The 24,171-nt window shown below is 41.3% G+C and carries 27 protein-coding genes and 1 tRNA gene; 10 read left to right on the forward strand and 18 right to left on the reverse strand.

Annotation, left to right across the window (positions count from 1 at the left end):
- Nucleotides 1-5: 5 nt before the first annotated feature.
- The 14 genes from MB09_RS00210 to MB09_RS00275 all read right to left on the reverse strand — a co-directional run bounded on the left by MB09_RS00210 (nucleotide 6) and on the right by MB09_RS00275 (nucleotide 13,220).
- On the reverse strand, nucleotides 6-1,373 hold the full coding sequence (locus MB09_RS00210) for a tetratricopeptide repeat protein (protein ID WP_045078864.1): 1,368 nt from the start codon (nucleotides 1,371-1,373) through the stop codon (nucleotides 6-8).
- Nucleotides 1,374-1,396: 23 nt separating this feature from the next.
- Nucleotides 1,397-1,741, reverse strand: coding sequence for a type II toxin-antitoxin system PemK/MazF family toxin (locus MB09_RS00215; RefSeq protein ID WP_045078865.1), 345 nt, complete (start codon nucleotides 1,739-1,741; stop codon nucleotides 1,397-1,399).
- Nucleotides 1,728-1,940 carry a hypothetical protein gene (locus MB09_RS00220; RefSeq protein ID WP_045078866.1) on the reverse strand — a complete coding sequence of 71 codons (213 nt, stop codon included), beginning with the start codon at nucleotides 1,938-1,940 and terminating at the stop codon, nucleotides 1,728-1,730. Before MB09_RS00220 ends, MB09_RS00215 begins: the two co-directional genes overlap by 14 nt.
- 41 nt (nucleotides 1,941-1,981) lie before the next feature.
- Nucleotides 1,982-3,001: a sugar phosphate nucleotidyltransferase gene (locus tag MB09_RS00225; protein ID WP_045078867.1), complete on the reverse strand. Its 1,020-nt coding sequence runs from the start codon at nucleotides 2,999-3,001 to the stop codon at nucleotides 1,982-1,984.
- A 49-nt stretch (nucleotides 3,002-3,050) separates the two neighbouring features.
- Nucleotides 3,051-3,485, reverse strand: coding sequence for a dUTP diphosphatase (gene dut / locus MB09_RS00230; protein WP_045078868.1), 435 nt, complete (start codon nucleotides 3,483-3,485; stop codon nucleotides 3,051-3,053).
- Between the two features lie 5 nt (nucleotides 3,486-3,490).
- Nucleotides 3,491-4,945 (reverse strand): oligosaccharide flippase family protein, encoded by a 1,455-nt coding sequence (locus MB09_RS00235; protein ID WP_045078869.1) that lies wholly within the window; start codon nucleotides 4,943-4,945, stop codon nucleotides 3,491-3,493.
- Between the two features lie 70 nt (nucleotides 4,946-5,015).
- Nucleotides 5,016-5,411 carry an acyl-CoA thioesterase gene (locus MB09_RS00240; protein WP_045078870.1) on the reverse strand — a complete coding sequence of 132 codons (396 nt, stop codon included), beginning with the start codon at nucleotides 5,409-5,411 and terminating at the stop codon, nucleotides 5,016-5,018.
- On the reverse strand, nucleotides 5,408-6,760 hold the full coding sequence (gene mgtE / locus MB09_RS00245) for a magnesium transporter (RefSeq protein ID WP_045078871.1): 1,353 nt from the start codon (nucleotides 6,758-6,760) through the stop codon (nucleotides 5,408-5,410). Before mgtE ends, MB09_RS00240 begins: the two co-directional genes overlap by 4 nt.
- The gene (gene rsmA, locus MB09_RS00250) at nucleotides 6,750-7,571 is read right to left on the reverse strand and encodes a 16S rRNA (adenine(1518)-N(6)/adenine(1519)-N(6))-dimethyltransferase RsmA (RefSeq protein WP_045078872.1); all 822 of its coding nucleotides are present in this window, start codon (nucleotides 7,569-7,571) and stop codon (nucleotides 6,750-6,752) included. The genes mgtE and rsmA overlap by 11 nt, the downstream gene beginning before the upstream one ends.
- A gap of 68 nt (nucleotides 7,572-7,639) precedes the next feature.
- Entirely contained in the window at nucleotides 7,640-7,972 is a 333-nt protein-coding gene (locus MB09_RS00255) for a DUF4286 family protein (RefSeq protein WP_045078873.1), read from the reverse strand.
- Nucleotides 7,973-8,070: 98 nt separating this feature from the next.
- Nucleotides 8,071-9,885: a tetratricopeptide repeat protein gene (locus tag MB09_RS00260; RefSeq protein ID WP_240484785.1), complete on the reverse strand. Its 1,815-nt coding sequence runs from the start codon at nucleotides 9,883-9,885 to the stop codon at nucleotides 8,071-8,073.
- Between the two features lie 137 nt (nucleotides 9,886-10,022).
- The gene (locus MB09_RS00265) at nucleotides 10,023-11,741 is read right to left on the reverse strand and encodes a T9SS type A sorting domain-containing protein (RefSeq protein WP_084708999.1); all 1,719 of its coding nucleotides are present in this window, start codon (nucleotides 11,739-11,741) and stop codon (nucleotides 10,023-10,025) included.
- Nucleotides 11,742-11,952: 211 nt separating this feature from the next.
- Complete coding sequence (locus tag MB09_RS00270) at nucleotides 11,953-12,555, reverse strand: hypothetical protein (RefSeq protein ID WP_045078875.1); 603 nt, start codon at nucleotides 12,553-12,555, stop codon at nucleotides 11,953-11,955.
- Between the two features lie 101 nt (nucleotides 12,556-12,656).
- Nucleotides 12,657-13,220 carry a DUF3109 family protein gene (locus tag MB09_RS00275; RefSeq protein ID WP_045078876.1) on the reverse strand — a complete coding sequence of 188 codons (564 nt, stop codon included), beginning with the start codon at nucleotides 13,218-13,220 and terminating at the stop codon, nucleotides 12,657-12,659.
- Between the two features lie 142 nt (nucleotides 13,221-13,362).
- On the opposite strand from MB09_RS00275, the gene MB09_RS00280 reads away from it, so the two are divergent.
- Both MB09_RS00280 and MB09_RS00285 read left to right on the forward strand, forming a co-directional pair.
- Nucleotides 13,363-13,944 carry a MarC family protein gene (locus MB09_RS00280; protein WP_045079305.1) on the forward strand — a complete coding sequence of 194 codons (582 nt, stop codon included), beginning with the start codon at nucleotides 13,363-13,365 and terminating at the stop codon, nucleotides 13,942-13,944.
- A gap of 6 nt (nucleotides 13,945-13,950) precedes the next feature.
- Nucleotides 13,951-14,148, forward strand: a complete 198-nt coding sequence (locus MB09_RS00285; RefSeq protein WP_045078877.1) for a hypothetical protein — start codon at nucleotides 13,951-13,953, stop codon at nucleotides 14,146-14,148.
- A 4-nt stretch (nucleotides 14,149-14,152) separates the two neighbouring features.
- On the opposite strand, the gene MB09_RS00290 is transcribed toward MB09_RS00285, so the two are convergent.
- The 4 genes from MB09_RS00290 to MB09_RS00305 form a co-directional block, all read right to left on the reverse strand.
- On the reverse strand, nucleotides 14,153-15,754 hold the full coding sequence (locus MB09_RS00290; RefSeq protein WP_045078878.1) for a S41 family peptidase: 1,602 nt from the start codon (nucleotides 15,752-15,754) through the stop codon (nucleotides 14,153-14,155).
- Nucleotides 15,755-16,189 (reverse strand): deoxycytidylate deaminase, encoded by a 435-nt coding sequence (locus tag MB09_RS00295; protein WP_045078879.1) that lies wholly within the window; start codon nucleotides 16,187-16,189, stop codon nucleotides 15,755-15,757. It abuts the gene before it with no gap.
- Between the two features lie 149 nt (nucleotides 16,190-16,338).
- Complete coding sequence (locus MB09_RS00300; RefSeq protein WP_045078880.1) at nucleotides 16,339-16,917, reverse strand: HupE/UreJ family protein; 579 nt, start codon at nucleotides 16,915-16,917, stop codon at nucleotides 16,339-16,341.
- Between the two features lie 133 nt (nucleotides 16,918-17,050).
- Nucleotides 17,051-17,132: transfer RNA gene (locus MB09_RS00305), tRNA-Leu, on the reverse strand.
- 193 nt (nucleotides 17,133-17,325) lie between these two features.
- On the opposite strand from MB09_RS00305, the gene MB09_RS00310 reads away from it, so the two are divergent.
- The 8 genes from MB09_RS00310 (at nucleotide 17,326) to serS (ending at nucleotide 23,984) form a co-directional block, all read left to right on the forward strand.
- Nucleotides 17,326-18,264 carry a ribose-phosphate pyrophosphokinase gene (locus MB09_RS00310; protein ID WP_045078881.1) on the forward strand — a complete coding sequence of 313 codons (939 nt, stop codon included), beginning with the start codon at nucleotides 17,326-17,328 and terminating at the stop codon, nucleotides 18,262-18,264.
- A gap of 150 nt (nucleotides 18,265-18,414) precedes the next feature.
- Complete coding sequence (locus MB09_RS00315; protein ID WP_045078882.1) at nucleotides 18,415-19,062, forward strand: 50S ribosomal protein L25/general stress protein Ctc; 648 nt, start codon at nucleotides 18,415-18,417, stop codon at nucleotides 19,060-19,062.
- Nucleotides 19,063-19,143: 81 nt separating this feature from the next.
- Nucleotides 19,144-19,779, forward strand: a complete 636-nt coding sequence (pth, locus tag MB09_RS00320; RefSeq protein WP_045078883.1) for an aminoacyl-tRNA hydrolase — start codon at nucleotides 19,144-19,146, stop codon at nucleotides 19,777-19,779.
- A 2-nt stretch (nucleotides 19,780-19,781) separates the two neighbouring features.
- Nucleotides 19,782-20,714 (forward strand): bifunctional riboflavin kinase/FAD synthetase, encoded by a 933-nt coding sequence (locus MB09_RS00325; protein ID WP_045078884.1) that lies wholly within the window; start codon nucleotides 19,782-19,784, stop codon nucleotides 20,712-20,714.
- Nucleotides 20,707-22,050, forward strand: a complete 1,344-nt coding sequence (locus tag MB09_RS00330) for an HTTM domain-containing protein (protein ID WP_045078885.1) — start codon at nucleotides 20,707-20,709, stop codon at nucleotides 22,048-22,050. Before MB09_RS00325 ends, MB09_RS00330 begins: the two co-directional genes overlap by 8 nt.
- A gap of 30 nt (nucleotides 22,051-22,080) precedes the next feature.
- On the forward strand, nucleotides 22,081-22,320 hold the full coding sequence (locus MB09_RS00335) for a hypothetical protein (RefSeq protein WP_045078886.1): 240 nt from the start codon (nucleotides 22,081-22,083) through the stop codon (nucleotides 22,318-22,320).
- A 2-nt stretch (nucleotides 22,321-22,322) separates the two neighbouring features.
- Nucleotides 22,323-22,631: a hypothetical protein gene (locus tag MB09_RS00340; RefSeq protein WP_045078887.1), complete on the forward strand. Its 309-nt coding sequence runs from the start codon at nucleotides 22,323-22,325 to the stop codon at nucleotides 22,629-22,631.
- Between the two features lie 81 nt (nucleotides 22,632-22,712).
- A complete protein-coding gene (serS, locus tag MB09_RS00345; protein WP_045078888.1) occupies nucleotides 22,713-23,984 on the forward strand; it encodes a serine--tRNA ligase in 1,272 nt (423 codons plus the stop codon).
- Nucleotides 23,985-24,171: the final 187 nt, after the last annotated feature.

Raw genomic sequence — 24,171 nt, forward strand, 5'->3', positions numbered from 1 at the left:
AGTTTTTAGTTCGGCATTTTGGTTGCTGCGGCTTTATCTGCATACATTTTGCCCTTTTTTGAATCCCCTTTTGCAGTGTACGCCAAGCTTAATTGTTCGTAAAAATCACGTTCCATTTTCGGGTTTTCAAAAACAAAATCCAATCCCGTCTCAAGGCTTTCAATGGCGGCATCACTCTTTTGAAGACCGTTGTTTGCTACGCCGTTCAGCAAATATAAAAGTGCCTGTGCGGGAAAAATTTCTAAACCTTCCGCGCTCAATTTAGCAGCGGCTTCATATTTTTTGAAATCAATTTGGAACAATAATGTATTCTTTAGCAGGTTGTAATTATCCGGGTCTTTTGCTATTCCTTTTTCATAAGCGTTTAAGGCATCCTCATTTTGGTTTTTTGCCGCATAATAATCGCCCAATTTTTCATAAACCCGTCCGTTTTCAACTGAAAATTGATTTACGATTTCAGCCAAATCTGTTTCGTACTGCGGGTTTTCATTCACAAATTGAATAAAATCGCCCAGTACTTTATATTTTGTTTCCTTATCGACTTCCTCTGAAGCAAAAACGATTTTAATGGATTTTATGGCTTCCGAAGCATTGCCTTCATCCAGATAAAACTTGTAAAGCGCCAAATGCACCAATTCTGATTTTGGATTGTTTTTCAGAAGATTTTTTGCAACTTCGAAGGCCTTTTCCTTGTTGCCCTGTTCGCTATAAAGAAAGATGAGGTTTAAATATTCCTTCTCGTTTTTAGGATTGTCATCTATTTTTTGTTCCAGGTTTTCAATGGCACCTTCCGTATTGCCGGTAGCGCGGTAGATTTGGGCGCGCAGGGCATTGCGGATGTCGCTCTCGCCCCAAACTTGGTCGAGTTCGTCCAATTGCACCAAAGCCTTGTCGTATTGCTGCGTGAGTATATATAGATTGGCCAGATCCTCCTTGTAATCTTCATCAAAAGGTATTAATTTTTGCACCAAGGGGATGGATTTTTCGTATTCCTTTTGCTGGTAATAGAGTTCGTAAAATTGTTCCAAAACATCCAAGCGGTCGCCCTGACTTTTCAATACTTTGTTGAAGTTTGTCTCGGCCTCGGCATATTGTTTTAGATAGGTGTGGTTTTTGCCCATTTCAAAATAGACCACCGCTTTGTTTTCTTCGGTTTTTGCGGCTTTTTCGGCTTTGTTCAGGGCGGCGAGGGCCAGTTCATAGTTTTCTATGCCCTTTTGTTTCAGTGCCTCAAAAAAGCTCTCCTGAAACGCATCGGTCACATTCTCCGGTTCGCCACTTGCGGGAGCTTCGGTTTCTTGGGCACCGAGTTGCTTCGGAATTAATAGTATCCCAAGAAAAAGGTTTATGAATAGAAAAAATTTAAATGTCATTTTTATAACTGATGTTGCTTTTTTCAGTAACCAATTGAAAGGACTTTTGATAACCCATCCTTAATTTTTTCAAGTGTTTCCGAGTCAATTTTTCCAAGTTTGTTGATAATTCGTTTTTCCGAAAGCGAACGTACCTGAAAACAATCTGCGGAAGAAATCTTCTTTAATTTGTTGCTGTTGTTCGGCAAAATTTGAACCATCCAGGGCGCAATTTCGTAATGGTCTTCCCAGTCAGTAATGGGAACGATGACTTTAAGGGGAAGTTTTCCAATGGAATTTTCATTCACAGTGATTGCTGGCCTTGTCTTTTTAAGTTCTGCGCCTATTGTTGGATCGAGATTTATGAGCCAGATTTCACCTTGTTTCATAGAAATTTTCATAATCCAATTCGGTAAAAACGGTTAATTCCCGATCTGTTTCATAATCTGGACCAAGTTTTTCAGCAGCCATCAACATGCTTTTTTCAAAATTGCTTTTGCGAATGGACTTCAGCGTTTTTTCAATCAACCGCATTCTTTGGTCAACTGGCAAACGCTTAATTTCTTTAAATAACTCTTTTGTTCCCATAATTTAAAGTTACAAAATTTTAAACAGGCTGTTAGTGGCGTTTATTGTTTCAATTCAGAATAATCGCCGATGCTCACATTGGTAAACTTGCCATCAAAAGTAGCGTAATTGCCAATCATTGCGTTGTCCAAAGTGGCATTCTTTATTGTTGAATTGGTTTGAATAATGCTGTTTTTTACCGTACTATCCTCAATTACCGTGCCCTCCCCGACCGAAGCAAAGGGGCCTATTGTACTGTTTTTCAAGACAACGCCATTGCCGATAAAGCAAGGTTCAATTATTTTTGAATTTTCTTTTGAAATATTCTCTGAGATAAGCGGTTCATTTGCTTCGGAAAGAAACCCCAACATTTTCTGGTTGGTTTCCACGGTAACTTCTTTGTTGCCGCAGTCCATCCACTCATCAACCGTTCCGGTTTTGAAAATTTTTCCCGAAGCCATCATTCTTTTGATTCCGTCGTTTATTTGGTATTCGCCACCGTTGATGATGTTGTTGTCCAACACGTACTGCAGTTCATTTTTCAATTGCGAAACATCCTTAAAATAGTAAATACCTATAACGGCTTGGTCGCTTACATATTCTTTAGGTTTTTCAACCAATTCGATTATTTCGTTTTTATCGTTGAGATTTACAACGCCGTAGGCTTCCGGATTTGCAACTTTTTTGGTCCAGATTACAGCGTCTGCATCTTTGTCCAAATCAAAATCGGCACGTATCAAAGTATCTGCGTAAGCAATCACCGCAGGGCCCGAAAGCGAATCTTTGGCGCACATAATGGCGTGGCCCGTGCCTTTGGGGTCGAGCTGGCGGTAAATAGTTGCTTTGGCCTCTAAATTTGTTGCAAGTTCTTTTAAACTTTCAACCACATCATCCCCAAAAAAAGCGGGGTCGCCGAGGATGAAGGCAATTTCGTCAATATCTTCGTTAAGCACACCCACGATATCTTCCACCAAACGGTGAACTATTGGTTTTCCTGCAACCGGAATCAATGGTTTTGGAACGGTAAGTGTATGTGGGCGAAGACGGCTTCCGCGGCCTGCCATTGGGACTATAATCTTCATATTTGCGATTGTCGATTAACGATTTTAGATTTTTTTTGAATTGCTATTTTTACTTTGTGCCCGTTGAACCAAAACCCCCAGCGCCGCGCGAAGTATCCGTCAGTTCTTCCACTTCTTCCCAAACGGCGCGTTCGTGTTTTGCGATTACCAATTGGGCGATGCGTTCGCCATGCTCGATAGTGAAATCTTCATTGGAAAGGTTTACCAAAATCACTCCAATCTCACCGCGGTAATCGGCATCAATGGTACCGGGCGAATTAAGAACGGTGATTCCTTTTTTTGCTGCCAAACCGCTTCGCGGACGCACTTGGGCTTCGTAACCGATTGGCAATTCAATAAAAAGTCCCGTCTTTACGATGGCGCGTTGCAAGGGTTTTAATGTTGAAGGCCCGTCAACGCAGGCGCGTAAATCCATTCCGGCGGAAGCTATGGTTTCGTAGGAAGGCAGCGGGTGGTTTGATTTGTTGATTATTTTAATTGTCATTGAATTTATTTTCGGATGATTTTTAAAAATTCCTTCTTTTCAGAATAGAACATAATTACGGCAAACACTACTAACAACGCAGTTCCCAGCCAAATATTTCCGTTGAAAGCGTAAAAGGAAATTGCCGAAAACCCAATGGCCAGCAGCAGGTATCCGCTTATTTTTTTCACTTCGTATGGCACATCGTAATACTTGCGGCCGTAAAGATACGAAAGCACCATCATACTGCCATAGGCGGCAAGCGTTGCGATTGCGGAGCCCATATAACCGATAATTGGAATCAAAACATAGTTCAAAACTAAAGTTACAATTGCTGCGAAAACCGAGATATAGGCTCCGAACTTAGTACGGTCCGTAACTTTGTACCATACCGAAAGGTTGTGGTAAATTCCCAAAAAAAGATTGGCCAAAAGAATGAGGGGTACAATTTTCAACGCCTCCCAATATTGGCTGTTTGGGATGAGGATTCTTTTGAAAACGTCAATATACACAACTACTACCAAAAGAATGAGGCAGCCGAAAAGCGTGAAATATTTGGTAATGGTGGCGTAGGTGTTTTTCGCATTTTCATGGCCGGAATGGTTGAAGAAAAACGGTTCAATCCCCAAACGGAACGCCATTACGAAAAGCGTCATAAACATTCCCAGTTTATAGCAGGCTGAGTAAAGCCCCACTTGGGTTTCGGCTATATTTTCGGGGAGTAGATATTTCAGAAGAATTCTGTCAAAAGCTTCGTTTACGCTGAAAGCAATTCCTGCAATCAACACGGGAATGGCGTATTTCATCATCTGTTTCCAAATGGTTTTATTGAAGCCGAAGCCTATTTTCACATAAAGCGGCAGCAATACCAAAAGTGTTACCGCACTCGCAATTAAATTTGCGACAAACACATAAGCCACTTTGTTTTCCGGAAACCAAAGGGAGTCCCAAAAACTACTATTTACGGCAAGTTTTGGAAGCAACAAAAGAAAAAATAAGTTGAAAGCGAGATTGACAACGACGTTGAAAATTTTAACCACTGCATAGCGCATCGGTCTTTCGTTTACGCGAAACCATGCAAAGGGCAAAACCACTAAAGCATCTAAAGCTAGAATCAGTAAACCGTAGGTTACATATTCGGGTTTAAATTCGGCAACTGTGGCAATTTGGTTGGTAAATAGAGGCGTAATTCCCAAAAAAAGAAAGGTAGAAACGGTGATTGAAGTAAGGGTGGTGGACTGTACAATTTTCTGCTGGTTACTGTCTTTGGTGATAAACCTGAAAAACGCCGTTTCCATGCCGTAACTCAATAAAACGTTTCCCAGAATAAGGTACGCCATCAAGGTGGCATAAACCCCATATTCCTCGGGAAGCATAACCGTAGTGTAAAGCGGCACGAGAATAACCGCTAAAACCCGCGGCAGCACGGTAGCCAATCCGTAAATAAAAGTTTGTTTGAAAAGTTTTTTGAAAACGCTCAAGGCGGTGCAATTTTATAGCGCAAAAGTATTGAAAATAATAGTATTGAAGGCTACTTCGCTGACTTCATATTTAGATGAAAAGATTAGAAATATTTTCTGTAATTTTCGTGGGCCGAAATGTCTTGGCATCCAAAAAGCACCAAAGCGTGGTTGCTTCCACGATTGTTTTTCCGTCAGCGGGACGGATTATTTTGTAATGTCGTTCACTTTTTACGCCTTCGTAGCTTTCAATCCAGGTTTGCGTTTCAAGTTCTTCGCCCAAAAAGGAAGGATTTTTATAGGAAATGAAATGGTTCAGTACTACCCAAACGTATTGCTCGCGCTGCGCTTCGGTAGTTTTTGAAATCCAATGTGCTTCCGCGGCTTCAAGGCACCACTGCAAGTAAATTACATTATTTACGTGATTCAAACCATCGATGGCTGAAGCGGGAACGGTGAAGCGCTGTTTGAAAATGTCCGATTTCAAAAGCCAAGGATTAATTTCGCAATAAGAAAATAGGTAAGTATCCCGAAAATATCATTGCTTGTAGTTATAAACGGACCAGTTGCTACGGCAGGATCAATCCCTCTCTTGTCCAAAAGAATAGGGATAAAAGTGCCAATTAAGGCGGCAAGGACGATAACTGTGATAATGGCTATTCCGATGCTAATGGATTCCAGATAGGTGGTGAAAAAAACGAAATGACTTATTATCAAAACAACTAAGGCGATGGCAATCCCGTTTACCAATGCCAAGGACGATTCTTTTAGTAAGCGGGCAAAAAGATTTCCTTTTAGGGAATCGTTTGCGAGGCCCTGAACTACGATGGCACTGCTCTGAACTCCCACATTTCCGGCGGTTGCCTGGATAAGTGGTACAAAGATGATGATCTTGGGAAATGTGGACATCATTTCCTGAAATCCCGTTATGATACTTGCCGCTCCCAAGCCGCCAAACATCCCTATTAACAGCCACGGTAAGCGGGCACGGGTCTGTTTGAAAATTCCATCGTCCGCTTCCACGTCTTGCGAGATACCGGCCGCCATTTGATAATCTTTTTCGGCTTCTTCTCTTATGAAATCTACGATATCGTCAATGGTTACCCTTCCCACCAAAATACCATCATCATCAACCACGGGAATAGCTTCCAAGTCGTATTTCTGCATAATTCGGGCAACTTCCTCGGCCTCGGTGTGAACGTTCACGTAATCTACCTTCGGAATGTAAATATCGCTGATGTGCGCCCGTTCCGGTGCCGTGAGCAAATCTTTTAGGGAAAGCCTTCCCTTAAGTTTTCCGTGTTTGTCTGTAACATAAATAGAATGCACGCGCGTAACGTTTTCGGCCTGCCGACGCATTTCACGTACACATCCGGCAACGGTCCACGTTTCCTTAACTCGAACCAATTCCTTCGCCATCAAACCCCCTGCGGTATCTTCATCGTAACGCAACAGATCTACTATATCTGCGGCGTGCTCTTCATCTTCTATATGGTCAATTACCTGCTTTTGGATATCGTCATCAAGCTCGGCGATTATATCTGCCGCGTCATCGGTGTCCATTTCGTCCAGCTCGTCGGCAATTTCGGAAGGGGAAAGATTGTCCAAAATCCGCTCACGGAAATCTTCATCCAGCTCCATCAGGGCTTCACTGGTAATTTCACTGTCAAGAAGTTTAACCAGATAAGTGGCTTCCTCGTGGTTCAGTTCCTGTAGCAGTTCGGCAACATCTGCAAAGTGAAAATCGTCCAAAAGCCCTTTCAGCGCATCGCCATCATTATTGGCGATGTACTGTTCAATCTGCTCGATAAATTCATCAGTCAGTTCAAATTGCATCTTTTTCAAGTTTTTGTGTAAGGGCTATAAATTGCGGAACGGAAAGTTGTTCCGGGCGTTGGCCAAAGATAGCATCTTCTTTTATTTTATCGGAAAGATTGAAGGATTTTAAGCTGTTACGCAGTGTTTTTCTGCGTTGCTGAAAAGCGGTCTTTACAACTTTATAAAGCATTTTTTCATCACATGGAAGCGAAAAATTTTCTTTTCTACGAAGCCGAAGCACACCGCTATCCACCTTTGGCGGCGGATTAAAAACCGATGGCGGCACAGTAAAAAGATATTCAGCATCGTAAAAAGCTTGCGCCAAAACTGAAAGAATGCCGTAGGCTTTACTGCCTTCTTTTTCGCAAATGCGCTGCGCCACTTCTTTTTGAAACATGCCCGTAAATTCGGGAATCTGTTCTTTCCATTCCAGCATTTTGAAGACGATTTGTGTTGAAATATTATACGGAAAATTCCCCGTAATGGCGAATTGTTCGTCCCCGAAAAGTTGCGAAAGGTCGAATTTCAAGAAATCTGCTTCAACTATTTTGAGATTTTTTTCGGGATAGTTCGCTTCCAAATAGGCGATAGATTCCGTGTCGAGGTCCATCGCGATTACTTCTATGTTCTTTTGAATTAAATATTTGGTGAGCACGCCCATGCCGGGGCCTATTTCCAAAACGTTTTTATAGCCTTCAAGCGTCAAGGTATCGCCAATTTTTTCGGCAATGGCTTCGTCTTTTAGAAAATGCTGGCCTAAGTGTTTTTTGGCACGAACTCCACCCGTTTCCATATTTCCTTTTGACTTATTTAGGTTTTCTCTTTTCATTTAAAAAAATCTGGAATTTTGTTTAACCGCAAAGTACACAAAGGTTTTCACAGAGGACGCAGAGCGATTTAGCTTTTTTTGAAAAGTTGGTTATGGGCTTCGCCAACAATTTCAAGTTCGGTGCGGAAGGCTACGAATTTTCCCTCAAAGGGTTTGCTCTGCGCTCGGAGCTCTGCGGCGTTTTCGGCATAGTATTTTTGTAGTGTTTCCTTGCTGTCGGTTGTATATTGGACCGAATAGGTAATCCCGCCCATTTCTTCAGTAATAACAACCCGGGTCATCAATGCCTTGCTGAATTTTCCGGTGGCAAGCATGGCAGGAATGTGTTCGGTTTTCATCCAATGCAGCCAACGGTCGTTGATGGTTTCTTCTATGTTTATGGTTACGTTGTAGATGTACATGTTTTTAAAATTCCAATTTTAAAATTCCAAATTCCAAAAACAGAGACGGAATATTCTTAAAATCCCTTTGGAATTTGGAATTTGAATCTTGGTGCTTTTTAGTTTATCGCATCTCCGCGCAGTGCTCTATACTTCTTCCGCGCTTCCACAAAGTAAATGCTGTCCGCAAAGTTGAAAATTATGGCTTCGTACTGCGTCTTTGCCTTATCGGGCTGGTTTAGCTTTTCTTCGTAAATCTTCGCCAAGCGGAAATGGGCATCGTCGGCTAAAATATCGTCGTTGTAAAACTCGATTATTTTAAGGTAGTTGGCTTCGGCTTTTGCATATTCTCCGGTCTTTTCATAAATCTCGCCTTGCTTTAAAAGTGCCTCGTCCTCTATTTTTTCGCCTTTGTGGTTCGTTAAAATATCATTTAATGCGGCAATTGCCTCCGTATTTTTATCCTGAAAAGCCAAGAGGTCTGCGCGGGCGTATTTTTTTAGTGCGGTTTGGGTGCTATCTTCCAAAGAATTGTCGCGAATCAATAAACTGAGTTGCATGGCATCGTTCGCCATTAATTGTGAAGTAGATTTTTTCAACACATCAAGCTGCACCTGCGCCCATTCAAAATCGCCCTTAAAATAGCTGGTGCGGGCCACCTTGAAACGAGCTTCCTGCGCCAGCACGTCGTTCTGTACTTTTTTCTGGATTTGGGAGTAATAAATCAGCGCTTCGTTGAATCTTTCATCAAAGACCAAAATATCGGCAAGCTCCATTTTAACACGTGCTTCCTGATAGGCGGTTAAATCTTGTTTTGCCAAGGTTTTTAGGTTCTCGATAGCAACTTCTTTTTTATTATTCTGAAATGCCAAAAAATGATTGTAGTCTATTTGCAATAAATAAGTTTCGCGGTTTCTTCCGAATTCATCCAACAGGTTTTCAAACTTTTTTTCCACTTCTGCATATTCTTTTGGGATAGCGGTTTTCACCTCCATTTTCATCAAAATTTGATTGCCCTGCAACTTGTTTTGGGGCGTGAAGGAATTGTCGATTATGAAGTTTACTATTTCCCTTCCTGTTTCATAATCTTTATCTGCGATGGCAATGTAGGCGAGTTCGGTAATTCCGCCAAGGTCTTCGCCTATGCGCTTGTAGATGGCTTTTTCTTGTGTAAATGCTTTTTTGTATTCCTTTTGCTGAATGAACAACCAACTTAGCAATTCATTGTAAAGAATGTCGGGATTTTGCTGCGAGCGCTGCAGGAGTATCTTTTTTAGCTGTTGGTTGGCTTCATTGTTGGGGTCTTCGGAAGTGTAAAGGCTAAAATAGCGCTGTGCGGCTCCCTTGAAGGCATTGTTCTTTTCCACCAGCCCCAGATAGCTGTCAAACATTTTTTCCAGATTGCCCTGTTCGCCATAAATCTGGGCGAGCTGCATGTTGAAGTCCAATTTATCGCTCAGTGCCATCGCCTTCTCATAGGCAGCAATAGCCTGGTCCAATAGACTATATTTTTCAAAGGTATTGCCTATGTTATAGGAATAATTGGGGTTTGATTCTATAGCCTCTATTGCCTTGTTGTAGTTTAAGGTTGCCTGCTCCGGCTGATTTTGTAGGGAATAGTTATGCCCCAGTTCTACATATAGTTGTGGATAATTTCTGCCGTTGCCCAGTTTGTGCTTTATTAAACGTTCGGCTTCTTCAAATTTTTCAAGTTGTTGATTGCTTTGTACCATTCCCATAAAATAATCGAGACGGTAGGGACTTTCCTTGTTGAGTTTTTCATAGATGCGCAGGGCTTTTTCAAACTGGCCCTGTTCAAAATAATTTTTGGCCAAGGCATCGCTCTGCGCCAGACTTGCCGAGACCGTAAAAAGGAAGAGTATAATAAGAATATTCCGCATGCCGTAAATATAAGCAAATGACGCGATAGCCATAAGGTTCTTTAAAGAATTATCAAAAACAGCACCATTGCGAATATGGCAAGAAAAGTTTTTTCAAGGAACTTTTTTGAAATGAAAAAGGGACCGCGATAAAGCAAGTCCCCTCTTTTCAACATTAAACAATCTCCTCATTATTGTTTAATGAATTTGTAAGTGGCCGATTGGCCATTTATGGCTAATTTCAATACATAAACTCCGGGGCTAAACTTAGCAACGTTTAGGGTTGCATCATTTTGATTTGGCGAAGCTTCCAAAACTTTCTGACCTAGAATGGAGTAGATTGAAAGATTTTCAATCGCATCTTTGGAAGAAAGGTTTAAAACATCGCTTGTGGGATTTGGATAGAATTTGAAGCCCTCAAAACTGTTTTCAGCTGTGGAAGCCGTTGAGTTTTGTGCGTCGAAATATAGTCCATAACCGAAAGTGCCGCCGGCACTGGTCCCCGCAAATGCGATGCACGGATTGTTGTCTGGGGTTTCAGCTACCGCAGAGGCGAATCCATCAAATACATCGCGACCGGTGTCGCCCACTCCCTCAAAGGGACCGAAAGAAGTTCCGTCATATTGAAAAGATCGATTCTGGTCATTTTCAGAGTTGTCAATGTCATCACGGACGTATGAAGTTTCTATGATTTCAGAATTATTCACTTTCTGCATCCAGGTGTCTATATGGGCAATGTTTGCGTCAGCACCTGCAGATATATAAGGGGTTGGGGTGTAGGCAGCACTATTTTCACGAAGGTATGCCTGTCCAATAAAGGAGTCTGAGCTGCTAGCTGCCCTAGAAGATGCAATAATCAATACCTCATCAGAAGGAAGGCCTTTGCGGGCTGCACGTATGGTAGGATTTACCGATTCCACACTGGCTCCGTCTGCAATGGTTTCATTACTGCCCCAAGATGCGGGGTCATTATAATCGCTATTCGCATTTGTGCGGAGACTTCTGGAATTGAAACCAATAAAGACTGTATATGTGGCGCCAAGGTATCCGTAGGCAAACTCTATCTGTTCCGTAACTATGCCGAGGGAGGTTTCATCGACCCAATCAAAACCGTGGCTTCCTGCAGTGCTGCGTGCCGAATATGTGCTGTTATCTGATTTGTTGTATGTGGCAAAGCTTCTTTGGCTTCCAACACCAGGATAATTGGTGTCCACCCCAAAATCTATAACATCGGAGGCAATAACTTGTGCGTCAAAGGTACCCGTATTTGTGTCCCATCTCCACGCTTGAAAATTCTTGGATTCCGTTACCAAATAGGCCACGAGATAGCTATCATCATAAGTTATGAGTTGCATTTTGCGCATTGGCGCAGTTACTCCTACTTTTTTCCACTCATCAAATGAGAGTCCGCCGTCTTGTGAACGATAGATAAATATAGAATCAAAAGTTCCACCAAAGTCAATAATATTTTCATATACGCCTATGTATATATTATCGGAGGTTTTGTCCTTATCCATATCCACACCATCAATATAATCCTCGCGCAATAGCTGGTCGAATCCCCACTCTGGAATTATGCCTTCCCCATCGCGCTCCAGTATTCTATCGGGAGAATAGATGCCGTTGATAGGAAGATTTTCCACAGTTTCGGGTACTCGGTTTGTGGCTATAGGCTTATAGAGGGCCGCTACATCTGGATCGACTTCCTGCCACGCATTTTTAATAGCCATACGGTTGGCGTTTATTTCGGCTGCCGTTCCATTCTCTTCAAGGGTTTTTGCTTGCTGATACAAGGCTTCAAGTTCTGGTGTTCTTTCAGGAATAATAATATTGTTCCCGCTAAAGTCTGATTGTGCTATCCCTGTGATGATACAAAGTGAGCACATTAAAAAAGTAATTACATTTTTCATGATTACGTGTTTTTTTAATTAATACTTGTTTATTTCACTTTATAATCGAGGAGTTTACTAATGAGTGATTTAAAAACTTACGACAAATCTAAGGGGGTCTTTTGTGAAGCTTTATAAGTATTGTACCAAAAACTATAACAGATGTAACACGCATGAAAAAAGCCGAAAACACAAGGGTTTTCGGCTCTTAGAAAATTTGAAAAAAACGATTTTAGCCTAAGTTTTCAATATCCAAGTCTTCAATAGCGTCCCAGGTTTCGTCCAAATCCATATTGCTTCCGGTGGCTTCTAAATAGAAACGATTGCCTTCCATAAGTTGGATTTTGCTTCGGTTGTTGCTGGTACGGTATTCCTCAATGGCTTTTTTGCCATTTTTGTTTACCGTTCTTCGGGAGCCATTTTCGTCTTCTTCCTCAAAATCCTGGGACATGACCATACGTATTCCTGCAGTTGCCGCAGCGCCCACTTGTCCGGCTCCGTCTATGATATTTATCGAGAATTTTTTTGATTTGTCTTCGTTGGCATACGTAGCCTCAATAGATGAAATGTTCATCATTCCGGCTTGTCCGGCTTTATAGCTAATACGTTTTAGGCCTTCTACTTCCTCTGGAAGCCAAGCCTTTAGTTCTTCATTTGTAAGTGGGGCGGTTTCTTGCAGTTCCTTAATATCGTCCTGCATTTTGTTCATTTCCTGAACTGCATTGGTAGAGTTGGATACGGCATCTTTGGTTTCCTTGATTTTTTTGCTCACAGGGTTGTCCTTACAGCCAAGCAAAGCCGAAAAAACAAAAAGAATCAATACATACTTTTTCATAATTGAGAATTTTAGTTAGTGAATAAATTTGTTGAATTGAAACACTAATATAATCAATATCAGTAAAATATGCGGTTTTAATAAAGAAGTTGGGGGAATGTTTACATTTGGGAAGCTACCTTTTCCAATTCGGAATACCAATTTTCACCAAATTTTCGGATAAGGGCAGCTTTTACAAATTTATAAACCGGTACTTGCAGCTCTTTTCCCAAAGTACAGGCATCATCGCAAATAGGCCATCTGTGGTAGTTTACGGCTGCAAATTCACTGTAGTCCTGAACGCGAACGGGGTAGAGGTGGCAGGAAATTGGTTTTCTGAAATCAATGGATCCTGCATTAAAAGCATCTTCGATGCCGCAGCTGGCTATGCCTTTATCGGTAAAGGTAACGTAAGCACACTCACGACCATCTACTAATGGGGTTTCCAGTTCATCAAGATCGGTCTTTATGTGGGTGCCCTGTTTCTCGATAGCTGCAATGCCTTCGGGACGGAGGAAGGGTTTTACTTTTGGGTAGATTTCCTTTAGAATAGTTACTTCCTCTTCGGTTACGGGCGCACCCGCCTCGCCTTCAATACAGCAAGCTCCTTTGCAGGCATTGAGATTGCACACAAAATCTTTTGCGATAATGTCTTCAGAAACAATTGTTTTTCCCAGTTGAAACATGCGGCAAAACTATGAAATTCCACGTTACGAGCGCAAAATTCCAATTAAAAAAACAGCGATCATTCTCTTTCGGAAAACTAAGCTCGGAATAGTTTCAAAAGTTGGAACAATAAACTTAATTTTGCCCCCTCAAACAGAAAGAATGGTTTTAAACTTTAAGGAAATAGTAACTGCCACTATGGTGCTTTTTGCGGTAATCGATATTATAGGAAGTATTCCCATTATTATCGGGCTTCGCGAAAAGGCGGGCCATATCAATTCTGGTAAGGCTTCAATTATTGCCGCAATAGTGATGATTGTTTTTCTCTTTTTGGGAGAAAGTATTTTGAAGTTAATAGGCGTTAACGTTAACGAATTTGCAGTTGCGGGTTCCTTGATTCTATTCTTTATTGCTTTGGAAATGATCCTGGGCGTCACCCTTTTTAAGGAAGGCGACACCAGTCCCGACGTGGCATCCATCTTTCCTTTGGCTTTTCCGTTATTGGCCGGTCCGGGTAGTTTAACAACCTTGCTTTCGCTTCGCGCGGAATATGCCATTCAAAATATAATCGTGGCAATTTTGGTGAACATAATAATCATTTTTGTGGTGCTGAAAACCTCTGGGAGATTGCAGCGTTTTTTGGGAAAGAACGGAATTGCAGTGATTCAAAAAATATTTGGCGTAATTTTGTTGGCCATTGCGGTGAAACTTTTCACCTCAAATATTCAGGAATTATTTAATTAAAGTATAATGAAGATTTTTATTTACATATTGATGGCATTAGCCGCGGGACTTATAATTTTCAACGCTACTAAATTGGATTTTGACAATTTATTTGCGGGCGAAAGTGGTGTGGCGTCCATTAGCATTCTGGCTGGACTTTGCGCAATTTTGCTTTTGGGGATTTTACTTGTCTCTAAAATGATTGCCGCCCAGGTCAAAAAATAACTTCTTATTTTTTATCCAAATGATTAGCGGCCTCCAGTTCCAAAACTTTTAGGAGCATTGGGTCGTTTTCGTTAAGGATGATCTCGTACTCATTAGGGCCGAAAAGTTGCTGAGCAATGTTTGCCTTGAGGGTTCGCTTTAAATCTTCGGTGTAGTTTGAAAGATCTATCTGGGCTTCGTTAAATTTGGCATATTCAATAAATTCTTTTGAAAGCTTTTCGTCCACGATAAAGTTTTTTCTGAAATCTTCAAATTTCACTCCTTTAAACATATCGCGATTTTTTTCGAGGTATTCAAAGATGAAATAGCTCATAAAACCACTTCTCGACACATATTGAAGAGTTTCATTTTCCACGCTCGTATCTTTTGGAACAAATACGTCCGGTATAATTCCACCGCCGCCATACACTACTTTGCCTTTTGGGGTTTTGTATTTTAGGGAGTCTGCAACCTTTATACTGTCTGCGTGTATCAGTTCTCCGTTACGGTATCGCTTTTCATAATCGCTGTAATACGTATCATTGCCGTTGCCATAAGGCCGCTGGATGGAACGGCCGGTAGGAGTGTAATAGCGAGCAATAGTTAAGCGTACGGCACTGCCATCGCCAAGCGACATTTCGCGCTGCACCAGTCCTTTCCCGAAAGAGCGGCGGCCAATTATGGTTCCCTTATCGTTATCTTGAAGTGCGCCGGCGACAATTTCACTGGCCGAAGCGGAGTTTTCATTGATGAGAACATAGAGCTTGCCATGCTCAAAATCACCCCGACGCGTGGCGTAGGTTTTGTTGATGTCGCCACTTTTATTTTTAGTGATAAGTACTAGTTTGTCTTTTTCCAAAAATTCATCCACAACCCGTTCGGCAGTTGAAATGTAACCTCCTGGATTGTTGCGAAGATCCAAGACCAATTTTTTGATACCTTGATCCTTGAGATTGTCCAGCGCGGTTTCAAACTCCTTAAATGTTGTTTCGGAAAAGCGATTGATTTTTATATATCCCAAATCATCTGCCAATTTATAGGAAGCGTCCACACTTACGAGTGGTACTTGTTTTCTTCTCACTTTAAGCTCCAATACCTTATTTTCACTGGGGCGATAAACGTCTAGAGCAACTTTGCTGTTTATCTCGCCTTTTAAATAATTTGAGATGCTATCGCGATTTACCAATTCGCCAAAAAGTTTTTTGCCGTCGGCATAAAGAATTCGGTCACCTCCCTTAATGCCCGCTTTTTCAGCAGGTCCTCCTTCGATGGAACGGATTACGGCGATGGTATCTTTATAAATATAGAAACTTACGCCAATGCCGGTAAAGGCTCCACGCATATCATCAGCATTGTGCTGATATTCGCTTTTGGGAATATATACGGAATGCGGGTCCAGGTTTTCGAGTATGCCGTTTACGGTAACGTCCACGATGCTGTCTGTATTTACCTTGTCCACATATTCGTAGTCTATGTAATCTATAAGCCTGTTGAGCTTGTCCTTTTTGGAGCTTGTGGCAAAGATCTTTTCGGTATCGTCGTTAAAATTGAGTTTTGACCCAATAAAAACACCTGCGGCCAGCGCCAGTCCAATCCACAAAGGCAAGTATTTTTTTTGATTTCCCATTTATTCTAAATCCAAATCTGTAATGTGCTGTATGCTTACGCCTGCTTTTTCAAGAAAGGTAATGCCGGAGTTGTCTTTATATTCGTTTAAATAAACCATTCTTTTTATACCGGCTTGGTGTATTAATTTGCTACACTCCTTGCAGGGCGACATTGTAATGTAAAGCGTTGCTCCCTGACAGGCTTGGGTACTTGAAGCTACTTTTAAAATCGCATTTGCTTCTGCGTGAAGTACGTACCATTTGGTAAAACCTTCCTCGTCTTCGCAAATATTCTCAAAACCTGTGGGGGTGCCGTTATAACCGTCGCTAATAATCATTTTATCCTTTACAATAAGCGCGCCAACCTGTCTTCGCTTGCAATAGGAAAGTTTGCTCCATTCTTGGGCCATTCGCAGATAGGCAATGTCATACTTGCGTTGTTTGCTGTCCTTCATACAATTAAATAAGTAGCGAAATTACTGGGAAGTTACGCCACTGCCAAAAAAAATGTTGTTAAGTTATTGCCAAAGAAGGATAAGAGTGGATGCGTTTAGAAATTTAAGGGTATTTCTGAAACTGCTTTTCCGCGAAACTTGCTAATTCTTTAAAAAATCCAATTGTCAATTAGCATCGGGATTATCATCCCTATCACCAATGAAGAAACCACCAATACCCAATCTCTTTTGTTGAAACGGAAAATGGTTTGAAAGATAAAGGCGATAATTAAAATGATGATAACAACTATAATTTGGGCTGCTTCAATCCCTAGAGCAAATTCAAGCAATGGTAAAAACCCATTGCCGCTGTCCAAAGCAGTGAAGAAGGAGGCAAACCCCAAGCCGTGTATCAATCCAAAAAAGATGGTAACAATATAGAAAATACCCATTTTCTCCATTTTCTTTTCCTTACCGGCGGTAAAAAGATTGAAAAGCGCCGTAACCAAAATGGTAACGGGAATCAGAAACTCAATAAGCCTGCCCGAAACACTTACCACGTTGTAGCTTGCCAGAAGTAACGAAAGTGTATGGCCAATAGTGAACATGGTCACCAAAAGCAACAATCTTTTCCATGACGAAAAAGTATAAGCTGCGCAGAGCACAATTAAAAATAGAATGTGGTCATAGGCCTTCCAATCCAATACGTGGTGAAGACCAAGGTTAAAATACAACCAGAAATCAGACATTGGGGATATTGGGTTTTCAGGGTTTGCCCAAATATAGTGATTGTGTGGAAGATTTCTAATTAAAATTTATGTAGTTTTTGTAATTTTTATGGAAAAAATAAACCCCAACATTTCTGTTGAGGTTAGTTATCTGTACTCGAGGTGGGAATCGAACCCACACTCCCGAAAGAACTGGATTTTGAATCCAGCGCGTCTACCAATTCCGCCACTCGAGCTTATTAGTTATTTATTTTTTTACCCCAGCGCTTCTATCATCCCGATTGCTATCGGGGCCGCCACTCGAGCAAACGGGAGGCAAAAATAAACAAATTATTATAATTACATTAAATTTTTATGCGGCTATTTTTTTAAAAATCGCTAACTATTAATTTTTACCTTTGTAGCCTATTCAACCAAAACCATATAATAATGCCGACCATCGCACCAGACCCCAAGATTTTTGCTTGTAAACAAAGTGAAGTTCTCGCTAAAGATATAGCAGAAGCCTTCGGAATACCTTTGGGAAAGGTAATAACGGCCCATTACAGCGATGGCGAATTTCAACCTTCCTTTGAAGAATCCGTTCGCGGCAGCCGTGTGTTTTTGATTGGTTCCACATTTCCGAACAGCGACCATTTAATGGAGCTTTTACTGATGATAGACGCCGCAAAGCGAGCTTCGGCAAGACATATTACAGCCGTATTGCCTTACTTTGGTTGGGCGCGCCAAGATAGAAAAGACAAGCCCCGTGTGCCGATCGCCGCAAAATTGGTCGCAAAAATGCTTGAAACCGCAGGAGCTACGAGAATTATTACAATGGATTTGCACGCAGACCAAATTCAAGGTTTTTTCGAAAAACCTGTGGACCACCTTTTTGCTTCAACTATTTTTCTTCCTTATTTAAGAAGTTTGAATCTTGAAAACCTAACAATTGCCTCGCCAGATATGGGCGGTTCAAAACGCGCCTATGCCTATTCAAAATTTTTGGAAAGCGATGTGGTAATCTGCTACAAGCAGCGTGAAAAGGCTAATGTTATCTCACACATGGAACTCATTGGCGACGTAAAGGGTAAAAACGTTGTTTTGGTTGACGATATGGTCGATACTGCTGGCACCCTCACCACCGCTGCCGATTTGATGATGGAGCGCGGTGCTTTGAGCGTTCGTGCGGTCTGTACGCATCCGTTGCTTTCGGGGAATGCTTACGAGCGGATTGAAAAATCACAAATGCTCGAACTAATCGTTTCAGATTCCATTCCTACCAAACCGAGCAAAAAAATCAGAGTGATAAGCTGCGCAAAATTGTTTGCAGATGTTATGTTGAGCGTAAATGCCAACAAGTCCATCAGCGGTAAGTTTTTAATGTAATAGCCCCCTAACCCCCGAAGGGGGAACTTTTATTTTCGAAAGAAAAAATCGTAAATCGTAAATCGTAAATCCAAAATAAACCCTATCTTTGCCGTCCTTAAAAAACGGGGTTTCAAGAACCCAATAACTTAATAATTAATAACTTTTACAATGAAATCTATTACAATTAAAGGATCACAAAGAGAAAGCGTGGGCAAAAAGGCAACGAAGGCCCTACGTAATGCTGGAATGGTTCCTTGCGTAGTTTACGGAGGGGATGAGCCAATTAGCTTTTCAGCAGAGGAAATTGCATTTAAAGACTTGGTTTACACTCCAGACGTACACACGGTTGTAATCAACCTGGGAGGCACAAAGATTAACGCCATCCTTCAGGATATACAATTTCACCCAGTGACTGACCGTATTCTTCACATCGATTTTTATCAAATTTTTGATGACAAGGAAGTAACTATGGAAATTCCGGTGCGTACCGTTGGTAACTCCCGCGGTGTTCGTAACGGTGGGGTTTTGCGTATTGTTAACCGTAAACTTCGTGTGAAGGCGTTGCCCGAAAATCTACCGGATTTTATTGAGGCAGATATTACCGAAATGCGTATTGGTAATAAAATGTACACAAAGTCGCTTAAGACAGACAATTACAAAATCATGCACCCAGATAACACTGTTATCTGTCAGGTTAGAACTTCACGTACCGCCATTGTGGACGAAGTTGAAGAAGAAGATGAAACTGCTGAAGGTGCAGAAGGAGAAGAAGTTCCAGCTACAGAAACCGATGATGTTGCTGCAGTAAAGGAATAAATTTCTTTTTAAGAAGATTACCCAAAAGCATCCCGTTAATTCGGGGTGCTTTTTTTATTTTTACCGAAGATTGACAGCAATATGTTTTCATTTTTCAAAAAACTTTTTTCGGCAAAAACTGTCGATACTATTTCAGAAGAAACAGATCCAATGAAGAAATTCCTTATTGTGGGCCTTGGCAATATTGGCCCAAAATACGCAAACACCCGCCACAACATCGGTTTTAAAGTGGTCGATTTTTATGCCGAAAAGAATTCCCTTTCGTGGGAAACGGCCAAATTGGGCGACGTTACTTCGCATAAAATAAAAGGAAGAACGCTCATATTTCTGAAGCCGAGCACGTATATGAATTTAAGCGGAAAGGCCGTAAATTACTGGCTCGAAAAAGAAAAAATCCCTTTGGAAAATATGCTGGTGATTACGGACGATTTAAATTTGGCCTTTGGAACCATTCGCATAAAAACCAAAGGCAGCGACGGCGGGCACAACGGGTTGAAGGATATTCAGAATACGCTGCAAACCACTAATTACAACCGTTTCCGTTTCGGGATAGGCGATGCTTTCTCAAAAGGGAGACAGGTAGATTACGTGTTGGGCGAATGGGAAGCCGAAGAAGAAAAACAACTGCCCGAGCGGCTGGAGTTAAGCTGCAAAATTATTGAATCCTTTGCCCTCGCGGGGATGAATATTACGATGAACACATATAACGGCAAATAATTTTGAAGAAATATCCCTCAGCTTCCGCATATAAAAATTCCCGCCAAAGTGTGGTCACAATCGGCACTTTTGATGGCGTGCATATTGGCCACAAAGCCATTTTGAAGCGTTTGGTAGAAACCGCAAAAAAGGAAAATCTGGATTCCGTGGTGCTGACTTTTTTCCCACATCCGCGGATGGTGCTTCAACAAAATGTGGATATAAAATTGATAAACACCATCGAAGAGCGCACCGAACTGCTCGAAAACACAGGGCTGGACCATTTGGTTATCCATCCGTTTACCCACGCTTTTTCACGATTGACCGCTTTGGAATACGTGCGTGATATTTTGGTAAATAGTTTAAAGGCGAAAAAAATCATTATCGGTTACGACCATCGCTTCGGAAGAAACCGCAATGCCGATATCGAGGATTTAAAGGAATTCGGAAAAACCTATAATTTTGAGGTTGAGGAAATTTCAGCAAAGGAAATTGACGATGTTGCTGTAAGTTCCACTAAAATAAGAAAGGCGTTGAACGAAGGCGATATTGAAACGGCCAACAATTATTTGGGGTATAACTTTATGATTTCGGGCGAAGTGGTTAAAGGAAAAGCCATTGGCCGAACTATAAATTACCCCACTGCAAATCTGAAATTGAAGGAAAAATACAAACTCGTTCCCAAAAACGGCGTTTATATTGTGCAGTCCACAATTGAAGGCGAAAAAATCTTCGGAATAACCAGTATCGGCACCAACCCCACCGTTGGCGGAACCGAAAAAACCATCGAAACGCATTTTCTCAATTTCAACAAAGACCTATACGGAAAGGAAATAGCCATTGCGTTTTTAAAATACATCCGCGATGAGGAAACGTTTGATTCGGTGGAAATTCTAAAACAAGAAATTGAAAAGGACGAAACGTTCGCAAAGCAATTTTTAGAGGGCCGTGGATAAATTTCTTTTCAAACAAATTGACAATATAGGTCTGGTTCTTTTTCGGGCCGTTTTTGGTCTTTTAATAACCATCGAGGCTTTTGGGGCAATTGCCACGGGGTGGGTGCGGCGTACACTGGTAGAACCGCCTTTCACTTTCAACTTTATCGGGTTTGACTTTTTGCAGCATTTGCAAGGTCCCGGAATGTATTATTACTTCGTGATAATGGGCATTTTCGGGATTTTTGTGATGCTTGGTTTTAAGTATAGGTTCAGTATGATAGCCTATGCGCTAATGTGGACCTGCGTCTATTTAATGCAGAAAAGCAGCTACAACAACCATTATTACCTAATGATGCTGCTGTGCTGGATTATGGCCTTTCTTCCCGCCAACCGATGGTTTTCAGTGGATGCAAACCTAAATCCTGAAATTAAATCGCCGTCCATGCCGCGGTGGGTGCTGTTGATTTTGATTTTGCAGGTATGGATAGTTTATACCTACGCCTCCATCGCAAAACTATACCCGGACTGGCTCGATGCCTCCATGCCGGCACTGTTGATGGCCGGGAAAAAAAATTATTGGCTCATTGGCGAATTTTTACAGCAAAACTGGGTGCATTGGGCCATTGCCTATACGGGCATCTTTTTCGATTTGCTCATAGTGCCGTTAATGCTGTGGAAACGTACGCGTTTATTGGGTTTTATAATTTCCGTGTTTTTTCATCTTTTCAACTCAATCGTCTTTCAGATTGGCATTTTTCCGTATATGTCCATTGCGTTCGCCCTGTTTTTCTTTTCTCCGGAAATACTCAAAAAACGATTTCTTCCGAAGAAAAAATTATACACGGGCAATGCGGTAATCGTGCCGAAATACAAAAACCTGTTGCTTGCGGTTTTTGGGATTTATTTCGCCTTTCAAATAGGTTTGCCGTTGCGGCATTGGTTCTTTAAGGACGATGTGCTTTGGACCGAAGAAGGCCACAGGCTTAGCTGGCGCATGATGCTCCGTTCCAAAAGCGGAAGTCTTACGGTGTGGGTAAAAAACAAGCCTGATGGGGAAAAGAAGCGGTACAATTATAGTGAGCTTTTGGGTTCCAAACAACAAGGCTCCGTCGCAACAAAGCCAGATGTTATGTGGCAACTTGCCCAAAAAATAAAAGCAGTGGAAGCTAAAAAAGGGCGTGATGTGGCTGTGTATATGGAAGCTTCCGTTCGCGTAAATCACGGTAAATACCACCCCTTTACCGATCCAACCGTAGATTTGGCCGCCGAGCCTTGGCATCCCTTTAAGCATAGTGAATGGATTTTGCCCTCGCCAGAGGATTATAATGAAAAGCCAAAACCAAACTCAAACTAAATTTCATTATATTTAAATAAAAAAGGAATCATGAATATTCAATTGGAAAAATACAAATTGGTTGAATGGTTAATCCAACAGAATAGTGAAGAAGTTATTGAGAAATTGAAGAATTTCAAGGAATCATTTTCTAAAGATACTGACTGGAATTATGATATTTCTGAAACCGAAAAGCTTTTTGTTGAGGCTGGATTAAAAGATATTAAGGAAGGAAATGTTTTTACAAATGAAGAAGTTATTCTTGAGATTAATGAAAAGTATGGCCTGTAAAAATGGAAATAGTTTGGTCAAAACTTGCGCTTATTACGTATAAAGAAATTTTTGAAAATCTTCAATTTCGGTGGACGAAAAAAGAAATGAGAAAATTCAGGGATTTGACCCAAAGTCTGATGCAGAAAATTGCAACCCAACAAATAAAGTGTCCTGTAGTAAATGAAAAACTAAGTATCCGAAAAGCTGTCGTGCATAAAAATGTTTCGTTTTATTATCGCGAAGATATTTCTGTCCAAAAAATTTACATCATTACCTTTTTCAATAATAGAATGAATCCCAAAACCTTGAAAAAACTTTTAAGGGAATAGATTTTAATCATAAAATAAGACCCCAAAGTGTTTGAAAACCTTTGGGGTCTGTTGTAACTTAGCGGCTTCAAAAATCAGAACATGCTACAAGTAACCGACATCCGCGAAAACAAAGAAAAGTACATAAAAGCACTGGCCAAACGCGGCATAGATGCTGCTTCCGTTTTGGAGGAAGTTTTAAATGTGGATGAAGAACGCCGCGCTTCGCAAGCGCAGCTGGATGAGGTTTTGGCACAGAGCAATTCCTATTCAAAGGAAATCGGGAAACTTTTTCAAAGTGGCGAAGTCCAAAAAGCAAACGAACTAAAAGAGAAAACAGTTGAATTGAAGGAATCCTCAAAACAACTGAACGAGCAAATGCTTGCGGCTGCCGAAAAATTGCAGCAATTGCTTTATACGCTTCCAAACATTCCGAATGATTTGGTGCCTGCCGGAACCGATGAAAACGACAACGAAGAAGTTTTCAAAGAAGGCGAAATTCCAAAACTTGTTGAAGGCGCGCTGCCGCATTGGGAACTTGCCAAAAAATACGATTTAATCGATTTTGAGCTCGGCGTAAAAATTACGGGTGCAGGTTTTCCCGTCTATAAAGGGAAGGGCGCACGTTTGCAACGGGCGTTGATTGCTTACTTTTTGGATAAAAACACAAAAGCTGGTTATACCGAATATCAAGTGCCGCATTTGGTGAACGAAGCTTCGGGTTATGGCACCGGCCAACTTCCGGACAAGGAAGGGCAGATGTACCACGTGGGCATTGACGACCTTTATTTAATCCCCACCGCTGAGGTTCCCGTAACAAATATGTTCCGCGGCGATTTACTGAACCATTCGGAATTACCAATTACCTGCACAGGCTATACGCCTTGTTTCCGTCGTGAGGCAGGAAGCTACGGCGCACATGTTCGCGGTCTCAACCGTTTGCACCAATTTGATAAAGTTGAAATAGTTCGTATCGAGCATCCCGATAATTCATACGCAGCTTTGGACGGAATGGTGGAGCACGTAAAGGAAATTCTTCGCGAATTGAAATTACCGTACCGAATTCTTCGCCTTTGCGGCGGCGACTTGGGCTTTACTTCAGCATTGACGTATGATTTCGAAGTATTTTCAACCGCGCAGGACCGTTGGCTGGAAATTTCGTCATGTTCAAATTTTGAAACCTTTCAAGCCAATAGATTGAAACTTCGCTTTAAGGATAAAGACGGTAAAAACAAACTTGCGCACACCTTAAACGGAAGCGCCTTGGCATTGCCGCGCGTTCTGGCGGGCATTCTTGAAAACTACCAAACCGAGGATGGAATAAAAATCCCGGAAGTCTTAGTGCCGTATTGCGGGTTTGATTTTATAAAATAATTTATTTACCACGAATTCACGAATAATTTTTAAAATATTCGTGAATTCGTGGTAGTATTTCTTCTCAGAGAACAGTTTTTCACGGCTTGGGGAATCATTTTAAATGTTTAGAATATTCTGAATATAGTTTTCATTTTTTGTAAACTTTTTTACTTGCCAAGTCCACTAAAAAGTATATAATATTCTT

It is taken from the genome of Aequorivita vladivostokensis (assembly GCF_000952855.1).
Classification (GTDB): Bacteria; Bacteroidota; Bacteroidia; order Flavobacteriales; family Flavobacteriaceae; genus Aequorivita; species Aequorivita vladivostokensis.

Coding starts and splice junctions, on each gene's coding strand:
- MB09_RS00265 (WP_084708999.1), bottom strand. CDS start 11,741: ATGAAAAATGTAATTACTTTTTTAATGTGCTCACTTTGTATCATCACA.
- mgtE (WP_045078871.1), bottom strand. CDS start 6,760: ATGCAATTTGAACTGACTGATGAATTTATCGAGCAGATTGAACAGTAC.
- MB09_RS00215 (WP_045078865.1), bottom strand. CDS start 1,741: ATGAAACAAGGTGAAATCTGGCTCATAAATCTCGATCCAACAATAGGC.
- MB09_RS00260 (WP_240484785.1), bottom strand. CDS start 9,885: ATGGCTATCGCGTCATTTGCTTATATTTACGGCATGCGGAATATTCTT.
- MB09_RS00290 (WP_045078878.1), bottom strand. CDS start 15,754: ATGGGAAATCAAAAAAAATACTTGCCTTTGTGGATTGGACTGGCGCTG.
- MB09_RS00275 (WP_045078876.1), bottom strand. CDS start 13,220: ATGTTTCAACTGGGAAAAACAATTGTTTCTGAAGACATTATCGCAAAA.
- MB09_RS00340 (WP_045078887.1), top strand. CDS start 22,323: ATGGAAATAGTTTGGTCAAAACTTGCGCTTATTACGTATAAAGAAATT.
- pth (WP_045078883.1), top strand. CDS start 19,144: ATGTTTTCATTTTTCAAAAAACTTTTTTCGGCAAAAACTGTCGATACT.
- MB09_RS00255 (WP_045078873.1), bottom strand. CDS start 7,972: ATGTACATCTACAACGTAACCATAAACATAGAAGAAACCATCAACGAC.
- MB09_RS00315 (WP_045078882.1), top strand. CDS start 18,415: ATGAAATCTATTACAATTAAAGGATCACAAAGAGAAAGCGTGGGCAAA.
- MB09_RS00335 (WP_045078886.1), top strand. CDS start 22,081: ATGAATATTCAATTGGAAAAATACAAATTGGTTGAATGGTTAATCCAA.
- MB09_RS00285 (WP_045078877.1), top strand. CDS start 13,951: ATGAAGATTTTTATTTACATATTGATGGCATTAGCCGCGGGACTTATA.
- MB09_RS00295 (WP_045078879.1), bottom strand. CDS start 16,189: ATGAAGGACAGCAAACAACGCAAGTATGACATTGCCTATCTGCGAATG.
- MB09_RS00210 (WP_045078864.1), bottom strand. CDS start 1,373: ATGACATTTAAATTTTTTCTATTCATAAACCTTTTTCTTGGGATACTA.
- dut (WP_045078868.1), bottom strand. CDS start 3,485: ATGACAATTAAAATAATCAACAAATCAAACCACCCGCTGCCTTCCTAC.
- MB09_RS00220 (WP_045078866.1), bottom strand. CDS start 1,940: ATGGGAACAAAAGAGTTATTTAAAGAAATTAAGCGTTTGCCAGTTGAC.
- MB09_RS00225 (WP_045078867.1), bottom strand. CDS start 3,001: ATGAAGATTATAGTCCCAATGGCAGGCCGCGGAAGCCGTCTTCGCCCA.
- MB09_RS00280 (WP_045079305.1), top strand. CDS start 13,363: ATGGTTTTAAACTTTAAGGAAATAGTAACTGCCACTATGGTGCTTTTT.
- MB09_RS00310 (WP_045078881.1), top strand. CDS start 17,326: ATGCCGACCATCGCACCAGACCCCAAGATTTTTGCTTGTAAACAAAGT.
- rsmA (WP_045078872.1), bottom strand. CDS start 7,571: ATGAAAAGAGAAAACCTAAATAAGTCAAAAGGAAATATGGAAACGGGT.
- serS (WP_045078888.1), top strand. CDS start 22,713: ATGCTACAAGTAACCGACATCCGCGAAAACAAAGAAAAGTACATAAAA.
- MB09_RS00300 (WP_045078880.1), bottom strand. CDS start 16,917: ATGTCTGATTTCTGGTTGTATTTTAACCTTGGTCTTCACCACGTATTG.
- MB09_RS00270 (WP_045078875.1), bottom strand. CDS start 12,555: ATGAAAAAGTATGTATTGATTCTTTTTGTTTTTTCGGCTTTGCTTGGC.